Annotated in this window: 20 protein-coding genes; 2 read left to right on the top strand and 18 right to left on the bottom strand. The window is 44.4% G+C overall.

The window, feature by feature from the left end:
* Positions 1-290: 290 nt before the first annotated feature.
* Together GPK88_RS13115 and GPK88_RS13110 are read right to left on the bottom strand one after the other, a co-directional pair.
* Positions 291-1,169 (bottom strand): M14 family zinc carboxypeptidase, encoded by an 879-nt coding sequence (locus tag GPK88_RS13115; protein ID WP_173761709.1) that lies wholly within the window; start codon positions 1,167-1,169, stop codon positions 291-293.
* A 109-nt stretch (positions 1,170-1,278) separates the two neighbouring features.
* Positions 1,279-1,818, bottom strand: a complete 540-nt coding sequence (locus tag GPK88_RS13110; RefSeq protein ID WP_173761710.1) for a hypothetical protein — start codon at positions 1,816-1,818, stop codon at positions 1,279-1,281.
* 148 nt (positions 1,819-1,966) lie between these two features.
* On the opposite strand from GPK88_RS13110, the gene GPK88_RS13105 reads away from it, so the two are divergent.
* Complete coding sequence (locus GPK88_RS13105; protein WP_173761711.1) at positions 1,967-2,809, top strand: ABC transporter ATP-binding protein; 843 nt, start codon at positions 1,967-1,969, stop codon at positions 2,807-2,809.
* A gap of 41 nt (positions 2,810-2,850) precedes the next feature.
* Positions 2,851-3,582, top strand: a complete 732-nt coding sequence (locus GPK88_RS13100; protein ID WP_173761712.1) for an ABC transporter permease — start codon at positions 2,851-2,853, stop codon at positions 3,580-3,582.
* Between the two features lie 102 nt (positions 3,583-3,684).
* On the opposite strand, the gene GPK88_RS13095 is transcribed toward GPK88_RS13100, so the two are convergent.
* The 16 genes from GPK88_RS13095 to GPK88_RS13020 all read right to left on the bottom strand — a co-directional run bounded on the left by GPK88_RS13095 (position 3,685) and on the right by GPK88_RS13020 (position 19,262).
* Positions 3,685-6,378 (bottom strand): hypothetical protein, encoded by a 2,694-nt coding sequence (locus tag GPK88_RS13095; protein ID WP_148447970.1) that lies wholly within the window; start codon positions 6,376-6,378, stop codon positions 3,685-3,687.
* A 119-nt stretch (positions 6,379-6,497) separates the two neighbouring features.
* The gene (locus tag GPK88_RS13090; RefSeq protein ID WP_173761762.1) at positions 6,498-7,748 is read right to left on the bottom strand and encodes a glutamate-5-semialdehyde dehydrogenase; all 1,251 of its coding nucleotides are present in this window, start codon (positions 7,746-7,748) and stop codon (positions 6,498-6,500) included.
* A 50-nt stretch (positions 7,749-7,798) separates the two neighbouring features.
* On the bottom strand, positions 7,799-8,359 hold the full coding sequence (locus tag GPK88_RS13085) for a 5-formyltetrahydrofolate cyclo-ligase (RefSeq protein WP_173761713.1): 561 nt from the start codon (positions 8,357-8,359) through the stop codon (positions 7,799-7,801).
* Positions 8,337-8,558, bottom strand: coding sequence for a DUF896 domain-containing protein (locus GPK88_RS13080; RefSeq protein ID WP_148448053.1), 222 nt, complete (start codon positions 8,556-8,558; stop codon positions 8,337-8,339). The genes GPK88_RS13085 and GPK88_RS13080 overlap by 23 nt, the downstream gene beginning before the upstream one ends.
* Positions 8,559-8,577: 19 nt before the next feature.
* Positions 8,578-9,441, bottom strand: a complete 864-nt coding sequence (gene proB / locus GPK88_RS13075) for a glutamate 5-kinase (RefSeq protein WP_148447976.1) — start codon at positions 9,439-9,441, stop codon at positions 8,578-8,580.
* Between the two features lie 28 nt (positions 9,442-9,469).
* Positions 9,470-10,519 (bottom strand): DUF3048 domain-containing protein, encoded by a 1,050-nt coding sequence (locus GPK88_RS13070; RefSeq protein ID WP_243278970.1) that lies wholly within the window; start codon positions 10,517-10,519, stop codon positions 9,470-9,472.
* Positions 10,520-10,593: 74 nt separating this feature from the next.
* Positions 10,594-11,088, bottom strand: coding sequence for an rRNA maturation RNase YbeY (gene ybeY / locus GPK88_RS13065; RefSeq protein ID WP_015524845.1), 495 nt, complete (start codon positions 11,086-11,088; stop codon positions 10,594-10,596).
* Positions 11,085-12,110 carry a PhoH family protein gene (locus tag GPK88_RS13060; protein ID WP_148447978.1) on the bottom strand — a complete coding sequence of 342 codons (1,026 nt, stop codon included), beginning with the start codon at positions 12,108-12,110 and terminating at the stop codon, positions 11,085-11,087. Before GPK88_RS13060 ends, ybeY begins: the two co-directional genes overlap by 4 nt.
* The gene (locus tag GPK88_RS13055; RefSeq protein ID WP_173761714.1) at positions 12,103-13,308 is read right to left on the bottom strand and encodes a sporulation protein YqfD; all 1,206 of its coding nucleotides are present in this window, start codon (positions 13,306-13,308) and stop codon (positions 12,103-12,105) included. The genes GPK88_RS13060 and GPK88_RS13055 overlap by 8 nt, the downstream gene beginning before the upstream one ends.
* Complete coding sequence (locus GPK88_RS13050; protein ID WP_021977755.1) at positions 13,305-13,571, bottom strand: YabP/YqfC family sporulation protein; 267 nt, start codon at positions 13,569-13,571, stop codon at positions 13,305-13,307. The genes GPK88_RS13055 and GPK88_RS13050 overlap by 4 nt, the downstream gene beginning before the upstream one ends.
* A 56-nt stretch (positions 13,572-13,627) precedes the next feature.
* Positions 13,628-14,170 carry a DUF2284 domain-containing protein gene (locus GPK88_RS13045; RefSeq protein ID WP_021977754.1) on the bottom strand — a complete coding sequence of 181 codons (543 nt, stop codon included), beginning with the start codon at positions 14,168-14,170 and terminating at the stop codon, positions 13,628-13,630.
* Positions 14,171-14,172: 2 nt separating this feature from the next.
* Complete coding sequence (locus GPK88_RS13040; RefSeq protein ID WP_173761715.1) at positions 14,173-15,135, bottom strand: tRNA dihydrouridine synthase; 963 nt, start codon at positions 15,133-15,135, stop codon at positions 14,173-14,175.
* The gene (locus tag GPK88_RS13035; RefSeq protein ID WP_173761716.1) at positions 15,135-15,926 is read right to left on the bottom strand and encodes an NYN domain-containing protein; all 792 of its coding nucleotides are present in this window, start codon (positions 15,924-15,926) and stop codon (positions 15,135-15,137) included. Before GPK88_RS13035 ends, GPK88_RS13040 begins: the two co-directional genes overlap by 1 nt.
* Before the next feature lie 104 nt (positions 15,927-16,030).
* Complete coding sequence (locus GPK88_RS13030) at positions 16,031-17,251, bottom strand: L-cysteine desulfidase family protein (protein ID WP_173761764.1); 1,221 nt, start codon at positions 17,249-17,251, stop codon at positions 16,031-16,033.
* An 89-nt stretch (positions 17,252-17,340) separates the two neighbouring features.
* The gene (locus GPK88_RS13025; RefSeq protein ID WP_148447986.1) at positions 17,341-18,306 is read right to left on the bottom strand and encodes an ABC transporter ATP-binding protein; all 966 of its coding nucleotides are present in this window, start codon (positions 18,304-18,306) and stop codon (positions 17,341-17,343) included.
* Positions 18,303-19,262 (bottom strand): ABC transporter ATP-binding protein, encoded by a 960-nt coding sequence (locus GPK88_RS13020; RefSeq protein ID WP_173761717.1) that lies wholly within the window; start codon positions 19,260-19,262, stop codon positions 18,303-18,305. Before GPK88_RS13020 ends, GPK88_RS13025 begins: the two co-directional genes overlap by 4 nt.
* Positions 19,263-19,269: the final 7 nt, after the last annotated feature.

Below are 19,269 nucleotides of genomic sequence, written 5' to 3'. Positions count from 1 at the left end.
CGTCTCCAAATGGTGGCGATCTGCTCCCAACATAGCAGTACATAAAAAATCCTCTTTCTTTTTCAAATACAGATAATAAATGGTTACTTAATAATAAATCAGGAATTTTATGGAACGGAACCGTTCCGGAATGTCCGCCTGGTAAAGACGGTATAGAAAATTTAAAAGATCTTTTTCAGATGTTGTCATTATAAAACCTGTTTCAGGAGAAGTCAATGAAATTCGTCCGACAGAATTCGACATTCCCCAAATCCGCCGCAAACTGTGAGATCTGTTTGCGGCGGATTTCTTTATTGTGTAAGAGAATAAATATATTCTAATGGAAGCAACATCAGTTCCTGTATTTCCATTTTCTCCTCTTCCCTGTTTTTCCCTGTAACAGGAATTTCGATCCGGAATGCCGGCTGGTGAATAATCTCTCCATAAAACTGTTCCGGTCTTCCAGTACTTCTTTTTTCATTCTCTGTATGAAAACGCTCCAATTTTCCATCTGTGCATTTCTTCAAATGTCTGGCAAGACGATGACATCGTGGTCCTGTGGAAAATTTCTGGTCCTGTCGATAATACACAATTTTTTTCCCTGATCCACAAAAAATAAGCAGCCCTCTGCCTCCATATTCCTGAAAAATCCTTATCAAAGCTCTGGTTTCATTTTCACTTGCCGGCTGCTGATGAATCTTTTTTCTGCTGCTGAAACTGGTTGGAAAATTTAAAACCGGATTCATTCCTCTTGCATTGCACACAAACTCATCACATGGAATATCCTGCATTTTTAACATTTGACGGAAAATTGGATTCCGCACAGCACCATATCCTCTGCGACAGATTTCATAACCATCCGGATTTACTACCGGAATGATACATAACCTTGTCGTATCCAAAAGTTTTTTTACTTCATAAAACTCCTTTACCATCCAACCACATTCGTAATTCCTGCAAAGTTCCATTGTCACCTCTGTTAGCCTGTCCGACATCATCCAGTCTACACCCGAAAAACCGGCTACACAGAAAATGCAGGTATCTCCTGTTCCTATTTCCAGCATGGGAATCATTCTGTCGTCATGGCTTTTTCCAATTACGCGAAACTGTGTAAAAGTTTTATATCGCTGTGATAATTCCCACAGTTGATAATAAATGCTTTCGTAAGTTTTCTCCTGTATCATATCCATTTTCCTTCCTCCGATCCATAAAGCCGCAGTTGGATATTTTTCTTTTTTCCATTTCCGTACTGCCATTCTATTATCTATGTATGCGGAAACACATAAAAAAAGAACCGGCTCAGCACCGATTCCTTTTATTTACGAAATAATTCAATATTCCTCCACCGATAATAATTACCAATGCAACTGCAACCACTCTTTTTGCAGCTTCCTGAGGCAGCTGTCCTTTTGATCCGATGGAATCTTCATAAAAAGTCAGCGTATAATTAATCTCATGAGGTGCTCCCATCGCCAGCGTATCCGCAATTACTTCCATTTTATCATCCAACACCGTAATCGGTACTGTAAAAACAGAATTTCTGCCTTCCTCGCTTTCATTGAGAAATTTCTCACCGTCTACAATCATATAATCATAATTGGAACTGCTCCACTGAAGCTCTGCATACATTCTGCCATCCTTCACAATCATCAGTGTCGGTGAAGAGACACTGGCTTTACCACTTCCGCCTTCCAGATCTACCTGTATGGAATATTCTCCATCCGTAAGATCTGTTTTCACTCCGCTTAGCCCTTCTGCCGCCAGTATCTGTACCGGACATAACAACATCACCGCCAGCATCACAAGCGTCAGTATTCTTATTCCTGTTCTGTATTTCATCTCTCATTCCATCTCCCATAAGTCATTTTGTACAACTATATCACACCGGCTGTTTTCTGTAAAGAACCCACCAGGGTTGTTGAAATATCCTTTTCTTTCAAGTATAATAGAGAGAAATTTGTATACAAACGAAAGGAAATGAATAGAGATGATCGAAACCAAAAATCTCACCAAAAAATTCGACAATTTCACTGCTGTGGATTCTCTGAATCTTCGTATAGAAACCGGCGAATTTTTTGGACTTCTGGGCCCCAACGGTGCAGGAAAAACCACTACGATCAGTCTGCTTTCCACTTTGCTTCTGCCCACGGAAGGAGAAGTCCAGATTGGCGGGCAGACACTTGGACGCAACCGACCGGATCTGAAACGTAAAATCAGTGTTATCACACAGGAGTATTCCATGCGTCAGGACATGAACATGGATGAAATTATGGAATATCAGGGCCGTCTGTATTTTATGCCACGGAAGGAAATCAAGGCAAAAACCGAGGAACTTCTTGATTTCTGCGGGCTTCTTCCTTTCCGGAAACGAACGGTGCGTAAACTTTCCGGTGGTATGAAACGTAAACTTATGGTATGTCGCGCACTTCTCACCAGCCCGGAAATTCTTCTTCTTGATGAACCGACTGCAGGAATGGATGCCCTTTCCAGACGACAGATGTGGAATCTTCTTCGTCAGCTTAACGGGAAAAATCTCACAATCCTTCTTACTACTCACTATATGGAGGAAGCCCAGTCTCTCTGCAACCGGGTTGCTCTTATGGACCATGGCAAACTGGAAGAAATTAATACTCCATCCGGTCTGATCGAAAGTCTTGGAAAATATACCGTTGATCAGGAAACTTCTTCGGGAGCCAAAAGCCATTATTTCCACAGCAGAGAAGAAGCTATTACTTTCCTGTCCGCCCTGGACGGACAATGCACACTTCGCGAGACAACTCTGGAAGATGTTTTTGTGGAGCGGGCAGGCAGACATCTGATGCAACGATAACATACTTATATACAATTTAATAGAATGGACGATGAATTATCATGGGTATACTTACTATTTTATGGGAAAAATGGGTCGAATTTCGAAGAGATTTCTATAAGATCACACTGGCTGCCATGATCGCACCTCTGATGTATCTTATTGTTTTTGGGATGGGAATTCAGACTTCTTCTCACGGAGAACCTTATCTGAACTTTCTGATCCCCGGTGTGGTTTCACTGACTACCATGAACGGAAGTTTCAATGCAATTGCACAGAATCTGAATGTGCAACGTCTGTATGAAAAAGCCTTTGATCAGGTTATGATCTCACCTACTCCTCTCTGGCAGTTTATTGCCGGACAGATTATCGGCGGCAGCCTTCGTGGACTTTATGCAGGTGGCATTATTATTCTTCTGACTATGCCTATTGGAACAGGCCTTGTATTTAACGGATGGTCTTTTCTGGTAATGTTCCTGAATGGAGCTGTCTTTTCCGCTATTGGAGTGGTCGTTTCCTTCCTTGCAAAAAACCATGCTGATGTACCACGTTTTTCCAACTATATCATTATGCCAATGGCATTTTTATGTAATACTTTCTTTTCTACGGAAAAGATTCCGGGAATTCTTGGAAACTTTGTGGCAGCACTTCCCCTGTCACAGACCAGCCATTTAATCCGGACTATCGCTTCCGGAGGAGCCGTCAATTACCTCAGTATTCTGATACTGTTTGTTTATCTTGCTGCTTTCAGTGTGGCAGCATCCTGGTTTATCTATAAGAAAAAAAATCTGTAAAAACATTTGCATTTATTTCGTAAAAAATCACCGGTTTCTCTTCAAATGCGAGAAACCGGTGATTTTCTTTTATCTTTTTATGCTATTCTGGCTATTGTGCAATCAATTCTCTTTTTTTCTTCTTCTGACAAGTACATAACCTCCTGCAAGAAGGGATGCGCCTGCAAGTGCAGCCATGGTTCCAATCGGTGAATTATCTGCTGTGGATACTGCATTTCTGGAGCTGGTTCCATCACCATTGGCAGAAGTTGCGGATGCCTCTCCTGTTACCGTTGCATCCGGATCAGAACCGGTCTGTCCGCCGCTTCCATCTGTTCCGTCTGCTCCCGGAGTTCCGGATGGCGTCAGTGTTGCGGATTTAAACTGGTATACTGCGGATTCTACCGTATCCATTGCGTTCCACTGGCCACCTGTATAAATATATTTCTGGAAGAAGATATACAGATTATAAGTAGCCTCTTTATTGATTCCGGATGTGGAACCAATCTTCCATGCAGTATGCTGCTGTTTGGAAGTTGGATTTGCAACCGTGCTCCAGTAAATCGGAACCCATTTTACATCTCCCTCATTAGGATTCTCGTTAGTTGTTCCTGCACCGATAACAGTAAACTCATAGAATGTATTCGGATAGAACTGTAATGCATCGTCAAGTCCCTGTACGACACTTTCTTTGACATCCGGTACATAGGCATCCGGCACATTTGTCGGAGACGGAGTCGGAATCGCCGGTCTGCTGCTTTCAGATAACGTAATCTTAAAGGATTTCGCAGTTTTTACAACGCCGTTAATGGTCGGCTGTAACAAAATGTCATTTCCTTTGGAATCTTTTGCTGTAATATACAGCTCAATTTCTTTATCTGGAAGATTATTCAGCTCAATGGCAAAAGACTTATCCTTTTTCATGCTTACTTTTCCACTTCCGCCATCTTTATTGGAGTCTTTTTCCTTCCAGGTATAATTACAGGTACCATCTGCTCCGATAATCAGATTAACAGTTGCAGAAGAGTGATCTCTCCAGCTGAAGCCTGTCCAGCGAAGGGACGCTTTTGTCTGCGTTTCTGCCTTCGGACGTCTGGACTCATTCAATTTTATCTGCTTGGAAACTTCCTGTCCGTCATTGTCTACAAACCATACCCACAGATCAATGGCGCTGTTTGCATCAAGATTTTCCAGAGTAACTTTGAAATTACCAGCCTTGCTGACAGAAACTTTATTCTTCTTATCGTTCTTGGCTGAAGCATTACGTTTCACCCATTTATAATAGCAGGTACCGGCCTTGGTGGAATTCAGTGTTACAGTTACATGTGTACGGCTTGCCCATTTGGAGGTAACTGCCTTAATCACCGGTTTGACTACCGGATCTGCTGCTTTTGTGATGGTTGTCTTTGCAGGTTCTGCGTTTACTGCACCATCATCCGTTTTTACCCATACATACAGATCAATGGCACTGTCTGTAAGATTATCAAGTTTAATTGTGGCTGTTCCATTGGCATCCACGTGTCCGCCTTCGGTACTGTTCTCAATAGATGGAGCTGCCGCGCCCTTCTTGACATACGCATAACAGTATGTACCTGCCTTATCAGAACTGATGGTTGCCGTTGCAGTGGCTGCACCGCTCTTCCACTCTGTCGCTGTAATCTGAACAGTCGGTCTGTTGGAAACCAGTTTTCCTTCGGAATCGACTTTATAGTTCTTATCTCCCTCATACTGGGATGCCAGAATTGTAAGTGCACTGGCAAAATCACTGTCTGATACATCGTCTGCTTTTGCAACTGCCACATAATTCTCAGCCACATTTTCAACAGAAAAACCAATCTGTGGGGAGGTAAGCGCTCCACTTACAACGATCTTTCCATCGGTACCTGCCAGAACAATGTTCGCCGGAGTCTGTCCGTCTGTCATTGTATTTCCGGTAACAGCAGGCTCTGTATCCGCTGCTCCGTCACCTTTTTTTACAAAGATGGAACCAGTGCTGTAAATGGCACCTTTATCAGATTTATTGCCTGTAATGGTACCACCTGTAATCTGAACAATTCCGCCTTCATTGAAAACAGCCGCACCAGATGCGGAAGTTGTATTATTGATAAGTTTGATTCCTGTTGTCATGGAAAACTTCGCACCGGCAGCTACATGAATCAGGGAGCCTGCCACCTGTGTCGAATCTCCAACAGATCCATCAACAGAAAGAGTTCCTGCACTTTCGGTTTCTGTTGCGTCTTTTTTTGCCATATAAAGGGCACCATTTACAGCAAAAAGATCACCGGCAAATCCATCTGCACGATTAATCTGGGCATTCTCATCTGCACCTAAAATCACAATTCCCTTTCCTGCCGGAACTGTAATTGTATTGGTAATCGAAATGGTCCCGCTGACAACAATTTTGGTAAGGTCTGCTTCAGCAGCGTTATTTGGATCTTCCAGATTGGCTGCAGAATTAATGGCAGCAACCAGTCCGGCTTCGTCTGTAACAACATTTCCTTCCGCAGCTGTCTGCTCCTGCTGAACTTCTTCCTGGGTCTGTGCAGCTTCTTCCACTGCGGCCTGCTCTTCCGCCTGGGCCTGTTCCTCCGAAGCGGTCTGCTCGCCGGCATCACTCTGTGCCTGTGTATCTTCTGAAGGAGTTTCTTCTGCAGCCTGTTCTCCTGCATCTGCTCCTTCTGCAGCTTCTGTATTATCATCTGCAGTCTGCTGTGCTTCCGTAACTGCTGTATCTTCAGCAGCAAAGGCAGCGGCCGGTGCCATTCCCACTGTCATGGAACCGGCAAGCAGAACTGCAAAAAGTTGCTTTTTTTTCATTTATATGTCCTCCTGTTTGAGTTAGTCTCTCTCTCAACCCCCAGTTAACTGGGAAAAGTATAGCACAACACTTCAAAAAAGTAAAGCGGACGCAACAATCCGCTTCACTCTATGTATTCTTATGGACGCACCTGTCCATTACCATATACGATATATTTGGTAGTTGTCAGTGCAAGAAGTCCCATTGGTCCTCTGGCATGAAGTTTCTGTGTACTGATTCCAATTTCAGCCCCAAATCCGAACTCATTTCCATCTGTGAATCTGGTAGATGCATTGACATAGACAGCTGCCGCATCTACCTCGTCCAGGAATTTCTGTGCATGAGTATAATCATTGGTAATAATCGCCTCTGAATGTTTCGTATTATATTTATTGATATGGGCAATGGCTTCTTCCACGGAATCCACCACTTTTACGGAAAGAATATAATCCAGATATTCTGTTCCCCAGTCCTCTTCCGTTGCGGGAACAGCTCCAGGCATCAGGGCACCGGCTGCTTCATCTGCGCGGACTTCCACATGTTTCTCATTCAGACGTTTTGCCAGTACCGGCAGGAAAGCATCTTTCACTTTTCGGTTTACAAGAAGGGACTCACATGCATTGCAGACTCCCACACGCTGTGTTTTTGCATTGATAACAATATCTGCTGCCATGGAAAGATCTGCTGTCTCGTCCACATAAATATGGCAGTTACCAGTTCCTGTCTCAATTACCGGAATTGTGCTCTGGTTTACAACGGCTTTGATCAGCCCTCTCCCACCTCGTGGAATCAGCACATCCACATACTGATTCATTTTCATAAATTCCGCAGCTGTCTCTCTGGAAGTATCTTCGATCAGCTGAATCGCGTTTTCTGTAATGCCACAGTCTTTTACTGCCTCACGGATACATTTTACAATTGCAGTATTGGAATGAATGGCATCGCTTCCACCTTTCAGAATTACAACATTTCCGGTTTTAAAACAAAGTCCAAACGCATCAGAAGTTACATTCGGCCTGGCTTCATAGATAATTCCAATTACCCCTAACGGAACACGTTTCTGTCCAATAAGAAGTCCGTTGGGACGTTTTTTCATACCGGTTACTTCTCCAATAGGATCTTCAAGACCTGTAAGCTGGCGAAGTCCGTCCGCCATTCCCTCAATACGCTCCGGTGTCAGCATCAGACGGTCAATCAGACCTTCCGGCATCTGGTTCTTTTTTCCATTTTCCACATCCAGCGCATTGGCTTTGAGAATTTCTTCTGTATGATTTACCAGAGCTGATGCTACAGCCTCAAGAGTTTTGTTTTTGTCGTTTGTAGAAAGATTTCGAAGGACAGTTTCTGCATCTTTTGCATTTTGTCCCAGTTTTTCAAGCATTTCATTCATTTCCAAATATTCCTGCCTTTCTTTCTGTTCATATCAATTCTATGTCCATCTTACTGAATATCCCGGTATACTTGTTCTTCCGTGACAATAACCTGCGGACGGATATCCGTTGGTTCTGTAGGTACTTCCGGAAGCATCTGGAAAGAAAATCCAACCGCAACCCGCTGAATCTTCGGATGTTTTTCCAGAAAACGGTCATAAAAACCGCCACCATAACCTACGCGATTACAGTTCACATCAAAAGCCACCCCTGGCATGACCATCATTGCCTCTTCCCAGGAAACGACCTGTCCGTCTTCTCTCGGCTCCGGAATACCAAAATAACCGGCTTCCAACTGAGAAAAATCCGTCAGCCTGTAAAATATCATGTCTTTCCCGAAGACTTTGGGTACTGCAACTTCTTTCCCATCTTTCCAGGCCTGCTCGATAATATAACGGGTAATTACTTCATGGTTATAATCCGCATAGGCCATAATACGATCTGCGTTTCTGTATTCCGGAAGCTGTGTCAGAGTTTCCGTAATTTTGCGGCTTTTTTCCTGAATCCAGGCATCCTCATGCTCTTTTCTGGCTTTAAATATTTTTTTTCTAATTTCCTTTTTTTCTTCCATATTTTTCTCCCAGGTTGGTAATGCTGCCATCCTTTTCCCTGATATCAATGTTATTCAGATGCGCCCGGAGATTTCCTTTCACCGCATCCAGATATTCTCTGCGAAGTTTTGCCTGTTCTACTTTCTCTTCTTCTGTAAGGCCCACACTCTTCTGTTTGTGTGCCAGTGCGTTAATTCTGTCAATTTTGATATTATCCATCATAATATTTCTGTTCTCCTTAAAGCAGTTTCTCAATATAATCAATGAGGAAAAATTCCTCTTTCTTGTTTCCTACAAACAAAGTTCCGCAGTTTTTCCCTTCCATAATTCTGTGGATATTATGAAAATCATTTCCGTTGGCGATTACCATATCCGCACCTGCTGCTGTCGCAATAATTGCAGCGGTAAGTTTGGTTGCCATGCCACCGGTTCCCACGTTACTTCCTGTAGAAGATTTTCCAAGCTTACGCATATTGTCATCCATGTTCTCCACAATATCAATAAACTCCGCATCCGGGTTGGAATTGGGATCATCGGTAAAAAGTCCGTCAATATCAGACATCAGAATCAGAAGATCCGCACCGATCAGCGCCGCAACCACGGAAGAAAGTGTGTCATTATCTCCGAATTTTACCAGATTCTGGAATTCGTAGGAGGATACCGAGTCATTTTCATTTACAATGGGAATGACTCCTTCTGCCAGCAGCTGATTGAATGTATTCTGTGCATTCCGGCGATTGGTGTTATTGACCATGGTATTTTTTGTCATAAGGATCTGCGCTACCATCTGGTTGTATTCTCCAAAAAGCTTCTGATATATGGTCATCAGCCTTGCCTGTCCTACCGCCGCACATGCCTGTTTCTTTTCCAGTTCTGCAGGCTTGCCTTTCATCCCAAGGGCCGCAGCTCCTACAGCAATGGCACCGGAGGATACCAGAACCACATCCTTCCCCTGGTTGTGAAGATCGCTGAGTTCTCTTGCAAGAATTTCCAGTTTACGGAAATCCAGTCTTCCTGTTTCTGAATGGATCAGTGATGAAGATCCAATCTTGATTACAATACGTTTCTTGTCTTTCAGACGTTCCCTGTAGTTTGCATTCATGTTTCTGTTTCTCCTGATAGCTGTATATTTACTGATAAGTGACGGAATCTATCCGGTCATTCTGTATAATCTCCACCCAGGTAGTTCCCGGATTCAGACGGATCTCCTGTTCATTTCCATCATAATAATGTGTGATTCCCCACGGGGAATCTTTTTCCCAGCGGATATCCATAGCTTTTCCTCTGGTAATATATTTTCCCTCGCCACCGGAAATGGCATCAATATTCAGATAACCATTGCCGTCATATGCCGGGCAGGAAGAATACTGAAGGATAATATTATCACAGGTGAGCTGTTCATTATCCAGCTGGTCCACATGCTCTTTTCCATACTGGAAACGGCGGTATTCTCCGGATTCTGCATCATATTCATACCACGGATGATTATCTGTGAAATTATCAAGTTTTACAATTGCCGCAGTAATTCCATCCGGAACTGTTTCCGTTCCATCTTCCGCAAATAGATAATGGCCGGTATAGTCTTCCTTATATTCCTGACTGTATCCCATGGCATCAATTCCTGCCTGAAGATGAGCTGCATCGGTATAGGCATTGTGGGGGGCTTTTCTGTCTGTTGTTCGGAAAAACGCCAGATTTCCCATCTGAATCCCGTTAAGATTGTCAATTACGTGCTGCTCCAGATAAGGCAGTGCATAGGCTGCCTGTCCATAATGTGCATAAATTGCCTGAAATTCATTGGCATAAAAGAGATAATAATCGCGACAGCTACGCACGGAGCCAATCCGTTCCAGCTCATCGTAATCTTCGAGAATTCCCATAAGACGGGTAATATTTCCTTCCACAGGTGCTTCATATACTACACCTGCGTGTCCGATTCCACTCTGTGGCGCACCGGAAATGTTATTTCCCATCATTACGGCAACAGGTCTCCGACGTCCAATGCTCTCGGGAACACTCTCGCCTGTAAGATAACTCTTTACCTGCGTTTCCGTCTGGTTTCCCTCACTGGGGACAAAACCAACCAGATCCTGCTGTGCCCCAAATGCCGGAACACTCTGGGCAATACAGATGCATGTTGCCATGATACCTGCCAGAATACCTGTCTTTTTCATTCTCATATATTACCTCCTTTTCTTCAGGCGGAAAAAATTTTCCGCTTTCCTTCTCTCTTATACCGGTTTACCCGGCATTTTTAACGGTTAATCCCAAGCTCTTTAAGTGCCGCAGCCTGTTTGGCTTCCATAACTTTCGCCTCATCTTCTGTCATATGGTCATATCCCAGAAGATGCAGCATGCTGTGTGCAACCAGAAAACAGAATTCCCTCGTTACACTGTGTCCGTATTCTTCTGCCTGTGCAAAAACCTTGGGCACGGAAATCATAATATCTCCAAGCAGAAGTTCGTCACTGTCCAGATCAAAATACGATTCATCCTCTTCCACCACAGAATAATCTGCCGGAGTTTCGAAAGGGATCATCGGAAAAGACAATACATCGGTAGGTGCCTGAATATTCCGGAATTCTGTGTTTACTCTCTTGATCTCCTCATTATCTGTGAGAACCAGATTGACCTGTCCATCATAAGGACATTTCTCCATTTCCAGAACTTTATCCGCAACCTGGGATGCAAGGGCAGCATAATCGATCCCGAGTTCCTGGTCTGTTTCATATTCGATATTTATGGTCATCTTCTGTACTCCTTATTCTTCACAGCATACCTGTCATCCTTCCGGGACTTGGCAGGTTTCTGTTTTTTCTCATAATCATCATAGGCCTGCACGATCTGCTGTACAAGAGGATGACGCACAACATCCTTGCTGGTCAGCTGGCAGAACCCGATATCATCAATCTTCTTCAGAACCTTCATGGCCACATCAAGGCCTGACGCCGCATCTTTCGGAAGGTCTTTCTGGGAAGCATCGCCTGTGATGATAACCTTGGACCCAAAACCGATTCGTGTCAGGAACATCTTCATCTGTGCAGGAGTGGTATTCTGTGCTTCATCCAGAATGATAAATGCATTATCCAGAGTACGACCTCGCATATAGGCAAGAGGAGCAACCTCGATCAGGCCTTTTTCCATATTTTTTGCAAAGCTGTCTGCCCCCATGATCTGATAAAGTGCATCATACAGGGGACGAAGATACGGATCGACCTTACTCTGGAGATCTCCCGGAAGAAATCCCAGTTTCTCGCCGGCTTCAATGGCAGGTCTGGTAAGAATAATCCTGGAAACTTCTTCATTGCGGAATGCGGTTACTGCCATAGCCATGGCAAGATATGTCTTACCGGTTCCTGCAGGCCCCACACCGAACACGATCATCTTCTTACGGATCTGTTCCACATAATCCTTCTGTCCAAGTGTCTTGGGTTTAATTGGTCTCCCCTGTATGGTATTACAGATAAAGTCCTTGTCGATCTCTTCCATCACGGAACCGATCTTCTCCATTGCAAGGGAAAGTGCGTAATTCACATTCTGCTGTGTAATGGTATTGCCTCTGCCTGCAAGAGTATTCAGCTCTTCCACGATCGCTCTCGCCTGTGTGGCTCCCTCCTGGCTTCCCAGGATCTTCAGAGAGCCATCCCGGAAAATCATCGTTACATTCAGAGTACGTTCGATCAGCTTCAGATGCTCGTCAAACTGTCCGAAAATATTCGCCTGGCGGTCTGCCGGCACATCCACATATAATTCGATAATGCTGCTAGCCATCCTCTGGTGTCCTTTCTTTCGGCTGCGTCTTTCTTTCTGTAGACCCTTCCTTTCCTGTCTTTTCTATGACAGTAAGGGAACCTCTGCTGACGCAGTCCTGATGTTTTATTTCTATTTTAACATTATTTTCAGATATTTGAACCCCTTTTTCTATTAATTTTTCTTCATAAATATAAAGCCTCTGAATGGCCTGTTTTTTTGCGGCCTTTTCTGTCAGTTTTTCTTTTCTGATCTCATATTTTCTGGTGGTGATGATTCCCGCGGAAATGGGGAGTCGAAAATTTTCAGAAGGTACAAACGGATATTCACAGATCAGACGATCCTCATTCTTCTTCGCAGCAGGAGACAGATCCAGGATCCAGTTTTTATTTCGGATAAAAAAACTCCGTTTTTCTTTTTCCCTGTAAACTTTTTTCTCTATAGTAAGTGGAAATGTATCATAATAATCAATGGTATAGCGTACATAAACATCTGCATCTGCCTGAACATACTCATAACGGACTACCTCCTGACTGTCATCTGTAATGTTGACAATACCGGAAATCAGTTCCTGTCCCTTTTTTACTTCTTCACCACTCTTGATCAGGGGAGTGCCCTGTCGTGTGACCACAGACTCTACAATTCCATCCACAGTTGAAAAAAGGCTGCAGGCAGCTTTTGATGTTTCTTCAGATAATTTCGTATCGCCTTCCCGGATTTCAAAACTCAGCCTGGTCCCGGAAAGTTTTGCCGATACCCAGGTAATTTCCGGAAACTCCCGCCGCATCTCTTCTGCCAGTGCATTGCAGTGGATCTTCTTTTTGAATACTCCACAACAGATGCCTTTTTCTTCCAGAAAGTCTACCAACTGTGGCGTAGGATTTAAAATATTCCCCTCTATATGAATGTTCCAGACCCTCCCGGACAGAAAAAAAAGGACTCCGATCACAGTCAGAACTCCTGCCGGCAGGAGTTTATTCCGTCTGCACGCCAGCAGAAAAAAAACAGGTCCTCTTTTTTTCAGGATATGAATATGTACACCCGTTTTCCTCCGAAGAGGACCGATCAGAAAAAAATCTTTCACCCGCATTGTCAGCAGAAGTTCTTTTTCTCCTGTCTGAACGATTCTCCTGAACATTATCCCACGGCTTTTGCACAGATTCAGGAACCGTTCACGCTGTTCGCCTGTAACGGACAGTCTTACAAAACCAGGAATCATTTTTTCTTTCCCTCCTCAAGCAGAATGCTTTCGATCCGTCCGCAGACACACATTTCAAATGCTGTATAACAGGAAATTTCCAGGCGTTTTCCATGGATCACAAGTCTGCCGGACGGAGTCAGAATTATGATCTCCTCTCTTGTATAGCGCTGAAGATTCCTGTAATTTTCAACGATCGCCCGGCGTTTTCCGGTAAGGATCACCTGTGTTTCACGAAACGCCGGTTCCACCGGCAGATCCAGAAACTCCGACATTTTTTTCATAAAAAAATCCTCCGGCATTTATCATTAATCTATGCCAGAGGATTTCTTCATATGTATTATTTGCGGATCAGAACCATGGAAAACCAGAGAATGGTATTTCCCCCCAGATTATATTCCATCTGTTCCCGTTCCACGATCTCATTTACCACGACACCATAGCTTTCCAGACAGGGATGCATATGTTCCGGAAAACGGCAGGGTTTTCCATCCAGATACGCACATCGTTTACAGTAATCACAGGATTCCGTGGAAAGAGTAAAGGTCTCATATCCTTCTCCCTCCAGAAAATCCCGGACTTTTTCTGTAAGATCTTCGTGTGCCATTCGTGTGGAAAGCATCTCTTCCATATTCATCATGTCCGATACTTCCGCCACACTGGAAAAAAAGATTGCCTGGGGAAAACTGTGAATCTTTTTCTCACATTCCGGAAGTTCTCCTACTGCCGGGGGACAGGCCCAGGTGCTGCCATAGCGCTCACATTCCTGTTTGCAGATTGTCCGTACACGTTCCTGCACTTTGATATCAGCTGTGTCCAGCAGACGATACTCAAAAATCGGATACTGGGCAATAAAATCTTCGAATTTTTCTTTTATATCCATACTTACAAAATCTCCTGTTCTCCAAAAAGGCTCATAACTGCCGCCTCATAGTCACCCAAATGCTGGGATTTTTTGATCTTTTTGAGGTATTTTGCGTAATTGGTAAATCCCGGTGCCATATAGTTCCACAGTTCTTTCATACGAAAAAGCACATTTCGTTCTCCGGAAAGGTACTCCTGATACTCCCGATAAAGACAGTCATGGAACTGGCGCATTTTCTGCTTATACTGAGACTGACGGTCTTCTTTTTTCATTCTGGTTCCGCACATAATTTCATCCAGAAGGTAAGGCCTTGCAATGATCCCCCGTCCGTACATGAAGCTGTCCGCATCCGGAAATTTTTCCTGGATTTCCTGATAAGCTTCCACGGAAAAAATATCTCCGTTATAGCCCAGCGGAACTTTGATTTTTCTCTGTGCCTCTTCGTATAATCCATACCGCGGAGTTCCCTTATAATGGTCCTTCAGAAGGCGTGGATGGATGATCAGCTCCTTTATTGGATATTTGCTGTAAATTTCAAGAAGTCTTTCCCAGTCTTCCTCGTAATCGGTGCCCACGCGCGTCTTAATGGAAATCTCCATCCCTGTGTTAGCAAAGATCTCGTCCAGAAAACGGTCAAGCTTTTCCGGTTCTCCCAAAAATCCGGCCCCTTTTCCCTTGGCTGTTACGGTTCCTGAAGGACATCCAAGATTTAAGTTCACTTCTTTATGGCCATATTCATCCCGAAAAATATGTGCGGTTTTGACAAAGTCTTCCGCATTATTGGTCAGGATCTGGGGAACCACCGGAAGCTTTCCGTTTGTGTCAGGGGACACTTCTTTAATTTCCTTGCTGCTGAGTCTCTTGTTTGGCTTGGCGGTAATAAAGGGGGTAAAATATTTATCCATGGGATAAAAGCATTCATGATATGCATTGCGGTAAACCCAGTTGGTAACACCTTCCATGGGTGCCATATAATTCTTCATTACCGTTCCTCCTTCATACGGAAATAAATCTGTTTCCTTCCGCCACTGCCGGTAGGAATCCTGCCGGTTTCATAACTGCCCAGGGATTTGATAAACGGAGTCAGCTTGGAATACCCGTAATTACGCACATCAAAATCCGGAAGACGTTTTCCCAGCTGATCGCCCAGCTGTCCGGAAGACAGCCAGCCTTCCTCGTCAGAAAATTTCTCGATGATGGCATTAATGGTTTTCCGTACTTTTTTTAAGTCTTTATTTTTCTTTGAACCGGAACTGTTCTGTTTATTATTACTGCTTCCTGCTTTCTTTGCCTCCGCCGCAGTTTCCAGATCTTCTTTTTTCTCTTCTTCCTGCTGATTGCGGTAAAGAAGATCCAGATATTTAAACTGATTACATGCGGAAATAAAAGGTTTGGGCGTCTTTTCCTCGCCCATGCCCAGCACCAGCATTCCGGATTCCCGGAGCCTTGCTGCCAGCCTGGTAAAATCACTGTCCGAAGAAACAATACAATATCCGTCCACATTTCCGGAATAGAGAATATCCATGGCATCAATGATCATGGCCGAATCCGTGGCGTTTTTTCCCGTAGTATAGCTGTACTGCTGAATGGGAATGATAGAATCCTCCAGAAGAACATTTTTCCAGGAAGAAAGCCTGGCACTGGTCCAGTCTCCATAGATCCGTTTATAGGTAGCGATGCCAATGTTCGCCACCTCGTCCACAATGATCTTGATATATTTGTCTGATACATTATCAGCATCGATCAGTATTGCAATTCTTAATTCATTGTCCATAAATCCAACCTTTTCTTTGTCAAGCGGATAAAAGCATCCGCATTCGGTTAATCTGTGCCGTCTCCGCCCCGGCGTCTTTTAAGAACAGTATAACTGAAATTTCATCAGTGTTCCAGCATGATCTTAAGGATTTCCCGGTCTGTTTCTTTCATTCCGTCTTTTCCGATCTGTCCCACACAGCTGATGGTTTCTGCTGTTTCTTCCTGAAGAATTCCTGTATAAGGAGCATAGGACTGACCGTTCATGGCAAGATGGTGAGCAAGAAACGCCGCATCCAAGCTGGCCGCGATCTTGGCAGCACAGGAGATCTTTGCTCCATCACAGATGATTCCCGGAATATTGGCCAGGGTGTTCTCGATAGTCTTTTTGATCTGGGAAATACTTCCCCCTACCATATAAGTGATGGCTGCTCCTGCCGCACAGGATGCAGACACCGCACCACAGAACGCCGATAGTTTGCCTATATAATGTTTCTGATACACGGTAAGAAGATTGGAAAATACAAGTGCCCGGTACAGACTGTAGTCCGGCAGCTCCATTTCCCTTGCATAAACGATCAGTGGAACGGAACAGGCAATTCCCTGATTTCCGCTTCCGGAGTTAATGACAACCGGCATGTCACATCCGCCCATACGCGCCTCGGAAGCCGCCGCGGTAAGGCTTCGCATTCTGGTAAGCATATCATGGGAATAGTTTTCGCGGATCACACGTCCGATCCCAAGTCCGTATTTTCCGGTCATTCCCTCATGGGCAATGGCCATGTTGCTTTTGATCTGGGTATCCAGAAGAATTTTTACATCAGAAAGTTCTACGGTATCAGCAAACTCCCGGATATCTTCCAGATTTAAAAGACTGCGATCTGCCGCCTCTTTTTCTTCCAGCGCACGGTCCGCATCCAGAAGGATTTCTCCGTTTTTTTCAATTCTGGTCACATTAATGTGATCGTATTTGATCTCCAGACAGACGGTATCCTCTCCTGCACTCATTTCAATCACAATATGAAGTACAACCGGAGTATCCAGAAGTTCCACTTTACAGATATCCGCATCCAGAAGTTCCCGGCAGCGTTTTCTTCCCTCGTCTGTTACTTTTGAGAGAACCTCCATATCAAGCGCTGCATCGCCTGCCACCGCACCAAGAACCACTCCTGCGGGGATCCCCTTTAATCCCCCGGAGTTTGGAATGATGACACAGCGCACATTCTTTATGATATTTCCGGAGCATTTTGCCACAATGTGCTCCGGTTCTTTTCCAAGAACTTCTCTTGCCCTTGCTGCACCGTAAGCCAGAGCAATCGGCTCCGTGCATCCCATGGCAGGAACCATTTCTTCCCTCAGAATAGCCAGATAATTATCATATATATTTTTTTCCACCTTTTTCTTTTCCCTTCTCGTATTGTCCGAAATTCCTGATATCAGTATTTATGGCAGGCTACCAGATGTCCTGGCTCTGCTTCCCGAAGCAGTGGAACTTCCTGCCTGCATCGCTCTTCACACCACGGGCAGCGGTTATGGAACCGGCATCCGCCAATGGAGCGGGACTGTACGCCGGTATCTGTCACGATCTGATCCAGCGTTTTTACTCTCGGGTCCGGTACCGGAATAGAAGAAATCAGCATTTTTGTATAAGGATGCAGCGGATTGGAATAGAGCTTGTCCGCATCTGCGATTTCCATAAGATTTCCCAGATAGAGAACTCCGATCTCATCGCAGATCTTCTGTACCACCTGCAGCTGATGGCTGATAAACAGGTAAGTAAGTCCGTATTTTTCCTGAAGATCCTGAAGCATCTGAACGATCTGTGCCTGGAGAGAAACATCCAGCGCGGAAATGGGCTCATCGCAGACCACAAACTCCGGCTGCACGGAAAGTGCCCTGGCAATGGAAATTCTCTGTCTCTGTCCGCCGGAAAACTCATGAGGATATTTCAGAAGATCCTGCTCTTTAAGGCCAACAACCCGGATCAGTTCTTTTGCACGTTCTTTCCGCTCTTTTGGCGTATACAGTTTATGGATTTCCATGGGCTCACAGATAATATCCTGCACGGTATGACTTGGGTCCAGGGATGAATACGGGTCCTGAAAAACAGACTGCATTTTTTTGCGGTATGGAAGAAGCTCTTTTTCTCCCATGGCTCCAATTTCCGCTCCTCCGTAAAAAATCCCCCCTCCTGTAGGCTTATGATAGCGCAGGATTGCTTTTCCGATGGTAGATTTTCCGCTTCCGGACTCTCCTACCAGACCGAAAGTTTTTCCCTTTTCAATAGAAAAACTCACCTGATCTACAGCTTTCAGGATACCCGGCTTAAAAGACAGAAGTTTCGGAGATTTCTGTTTAAAATATACTTTCAGATCTTTTACTTCAATTAAAGAATTGCTCATTTTTCCTCCTCCCTTCTGTGGCAGAGAATCTTATGTCCCTCCGAAGATTCATAATATTTCGGAAGACAGGCCTCGCAGGTTTTATCCGCATATTTGCAACGGTTCAGAAACGGACATAAATTTCCGCTTCCGTCAGAAAGATCTCTTTCCAGAAACTGTTCAAAAGTTCCTCCCACACGTGGCATACTTGCAATCAGTGCCTGGGTATACGGATGGCCCGGATTAAGAAAAATCTCTTCTACCGTTCCTTCTTCCACCACGTAACCACCACACATAACAGCCACTCTCTTACAGGTCTGTGCCACAACACCCAGATCATGAGTGATCAGAATAATACTCATATTGTTTTTTTTCTGAAGTTCCAGAAGAAGATGAAGGATCTGTGCCTGAATGGTTACATCCAAAGCTGTCGTCGGTTCATCGGCAATGAGAACTTTCGGATTACTGCTCATGGCCATGGCGATCATTACACGCTGGCGCATACCACCGGAAAGCTCATGGGGATAACTACGCATGGCTTTTTCCGGATCTGTGATCCCTACTGCTGTCAGCAGCTCAAGCACCCGGGCCTTTGCCTCTTTTTTTGTTATGGAAGTATGGCGGCGGATCAGCTCCACCATCTTGTTTCCTACGGTATAAACCGGATTCAGTGCAGAAAGAGAATCCTGAAAAATCATGGCAATCTCACCACCACGAATTTCCCGGAGCTCTGCCTCACTTTTTTTCAGAATATCCTCCCCCTGAAACAGGATTTCTCCGCCCATAATCTTGCAGTTGGACGGGCCAAGACGGAGAATGGATTTCGTTGTTACACTTTTTCCGCTTCCAGATTCGCCTACAATTCCGAAAAAATCTCCCTCTTCAATGGCAAACCCGGCATCTTTTACTGCCTGTGTTTCTCCAAGATCCGTAAAGAAAGACACTTTCAGATCTTTTACTTCCAGTAATTTTTCCATTTGTGCA

Origin of the sequence: Blautia sp. MCC269, from assembly GCF_018785655.1 — a bacterium.
In the GTDB taxonomy this organism is placed as follows: Bacteria; Bacillota; Clostridia; order Lachnospirales; family Lachnospiraceae; genus Blautia_A.
The sequence above is the reverse complement of the archived record's forward strand: the minus strand, read 5'-3'. Positions and strand labels throughout refer to the sequence as shown.

Coding starts and splice junctions, on each gene's coding strand:
- GPK88_RS13115 (WP_173761709.1), bottom strand. CDS start 1,169: ATGGATATGATACAGGAGAAAACTTACGAAAGCATTTATTATCAACTG.
- GPK88_RS13110 (WP_173761710.1), bottom strand. CDS start 1,818: ATGAAATACAGAACAGGAATAAGAATACTGACGCTTGTGATGCTGGCG.
- GPK88_RS13105 (WP_173761711.1), top strand. CDS start 1,967: ATGATCGAAACCAAAAATCTCACCAAAAAATTCGACAATTTCACTGCT.
- GPK88_RS13100 (WP_173761712.1), top strand. CDS start 2,851: ATGGGTATACTTACTATTTTATGGGAAAAATGGGTCGAATTTCGAAGA.
- GPK88_RS13095 (WP_148447970.1), bottom strand. CDS start 6,378: ATGAAAAAAAAGCAACTTTTTGCAGTTCTGCTTGCCGGTTCCATGACA.
- GPK88_RS13090 (WP_173761762.1), bottom strand. CDS start 7,748: ATGAATGAAATGCTTGAAAAACTGGGACAAAATGCAAAAGATGCAGAA.
- GPK88_RS13085 (WP_173761713.1), bottom strand. CDS start 8,359: ATGGAAGAAAAAAAGGAAATTAGAAAAAAAATATTTAAAGCCAGAAAA.
- GPK88_RS13080 (WP_148448053.1), bottom strand. CDS start 8,558: ATGGATAATATCAAAATTGACAGAATTAACGCACTGGCACACAAACAG.
- proB (WP_148447976.1), bottom strand. CDS start 9,441: ATGAATGCAAACTACAGGGAACGTCTGAAAGACAAGAAACGTATTGTA.
- GPK88_RS13070 (WP_243278970.1), bottom strand. CDS start 10,519: ATGAGAATGAAAAAGACAGGTATTCTGGCAGGTATCATGGCAACATGC.
- ybeY (WP_015524845.1), bottom strand. CDS start 11,088: ATGACCATAAATATCGAATATGAAACAGACCAGGAACTCGGGATCGAT.
- GPK88_RS13060 (WP_148447978.1), bottom strand. CDS start 12,110: ATGGCTAGCAGCATTATCGAATTATATGTGGATGTGCCGGCAGACCGC.
- GPK88_RS13055 (WP_173761714.1), bottom strand. CDS start 13,308: ATGATTCCTGGTTTTGTAAGACTGTCCGTTACAGGCGAACAGCGTGAA.
- GPK88_RS13050 (WP_021977755.1), bottom strand. CDS start 13,571: ATGAAAAAAATGTCGGAGTTTCTGGATCTGCCGGTGGAACCGGCGTTT.
- GPK88_RS13045 (WP_021977754.1), bottom strand. CDS start 14,170: ATGGATATAAAAGAAAAATTCGAAGATTTTATTGCCCAGTATCCGATT.
- GPK88_RS13040 (WP_173761715.1), bottom strand. CDS start 15,135: ATGAAGAATTATATGGCACCCATGGAAGGTGTTACCAACTGGGTTTAC.
- GPK88_RS13035 (WP_173761716.1), bottom strand. CDS start 15,926: ATGGACAATGAATTAAGAATTGCAATACTGATCGATGCTGATAATGTA.
- GPK88_RS13030 (WP_173761764.1), bottom strand. CDS start 17,251: ATGGTTCCTGCCATGGGATGCACGGAGCCGATTGCTCTGGCTTACGGT.
- GPK88_RS13025 (WP_148447986.1), bottom strand. CDS start 18,306: ATGAGCAATTCTTTAATTGAAGTAAAAGATCTGAAAGTATATTTTAAA.
- GPK88_RS13020 (WP_173761717.1), bottom strand. CDS start 19,262: ATGGAAAAATTACTGGAAGTAAAAGATCTGAAAGTGTCTTTCTTTACG.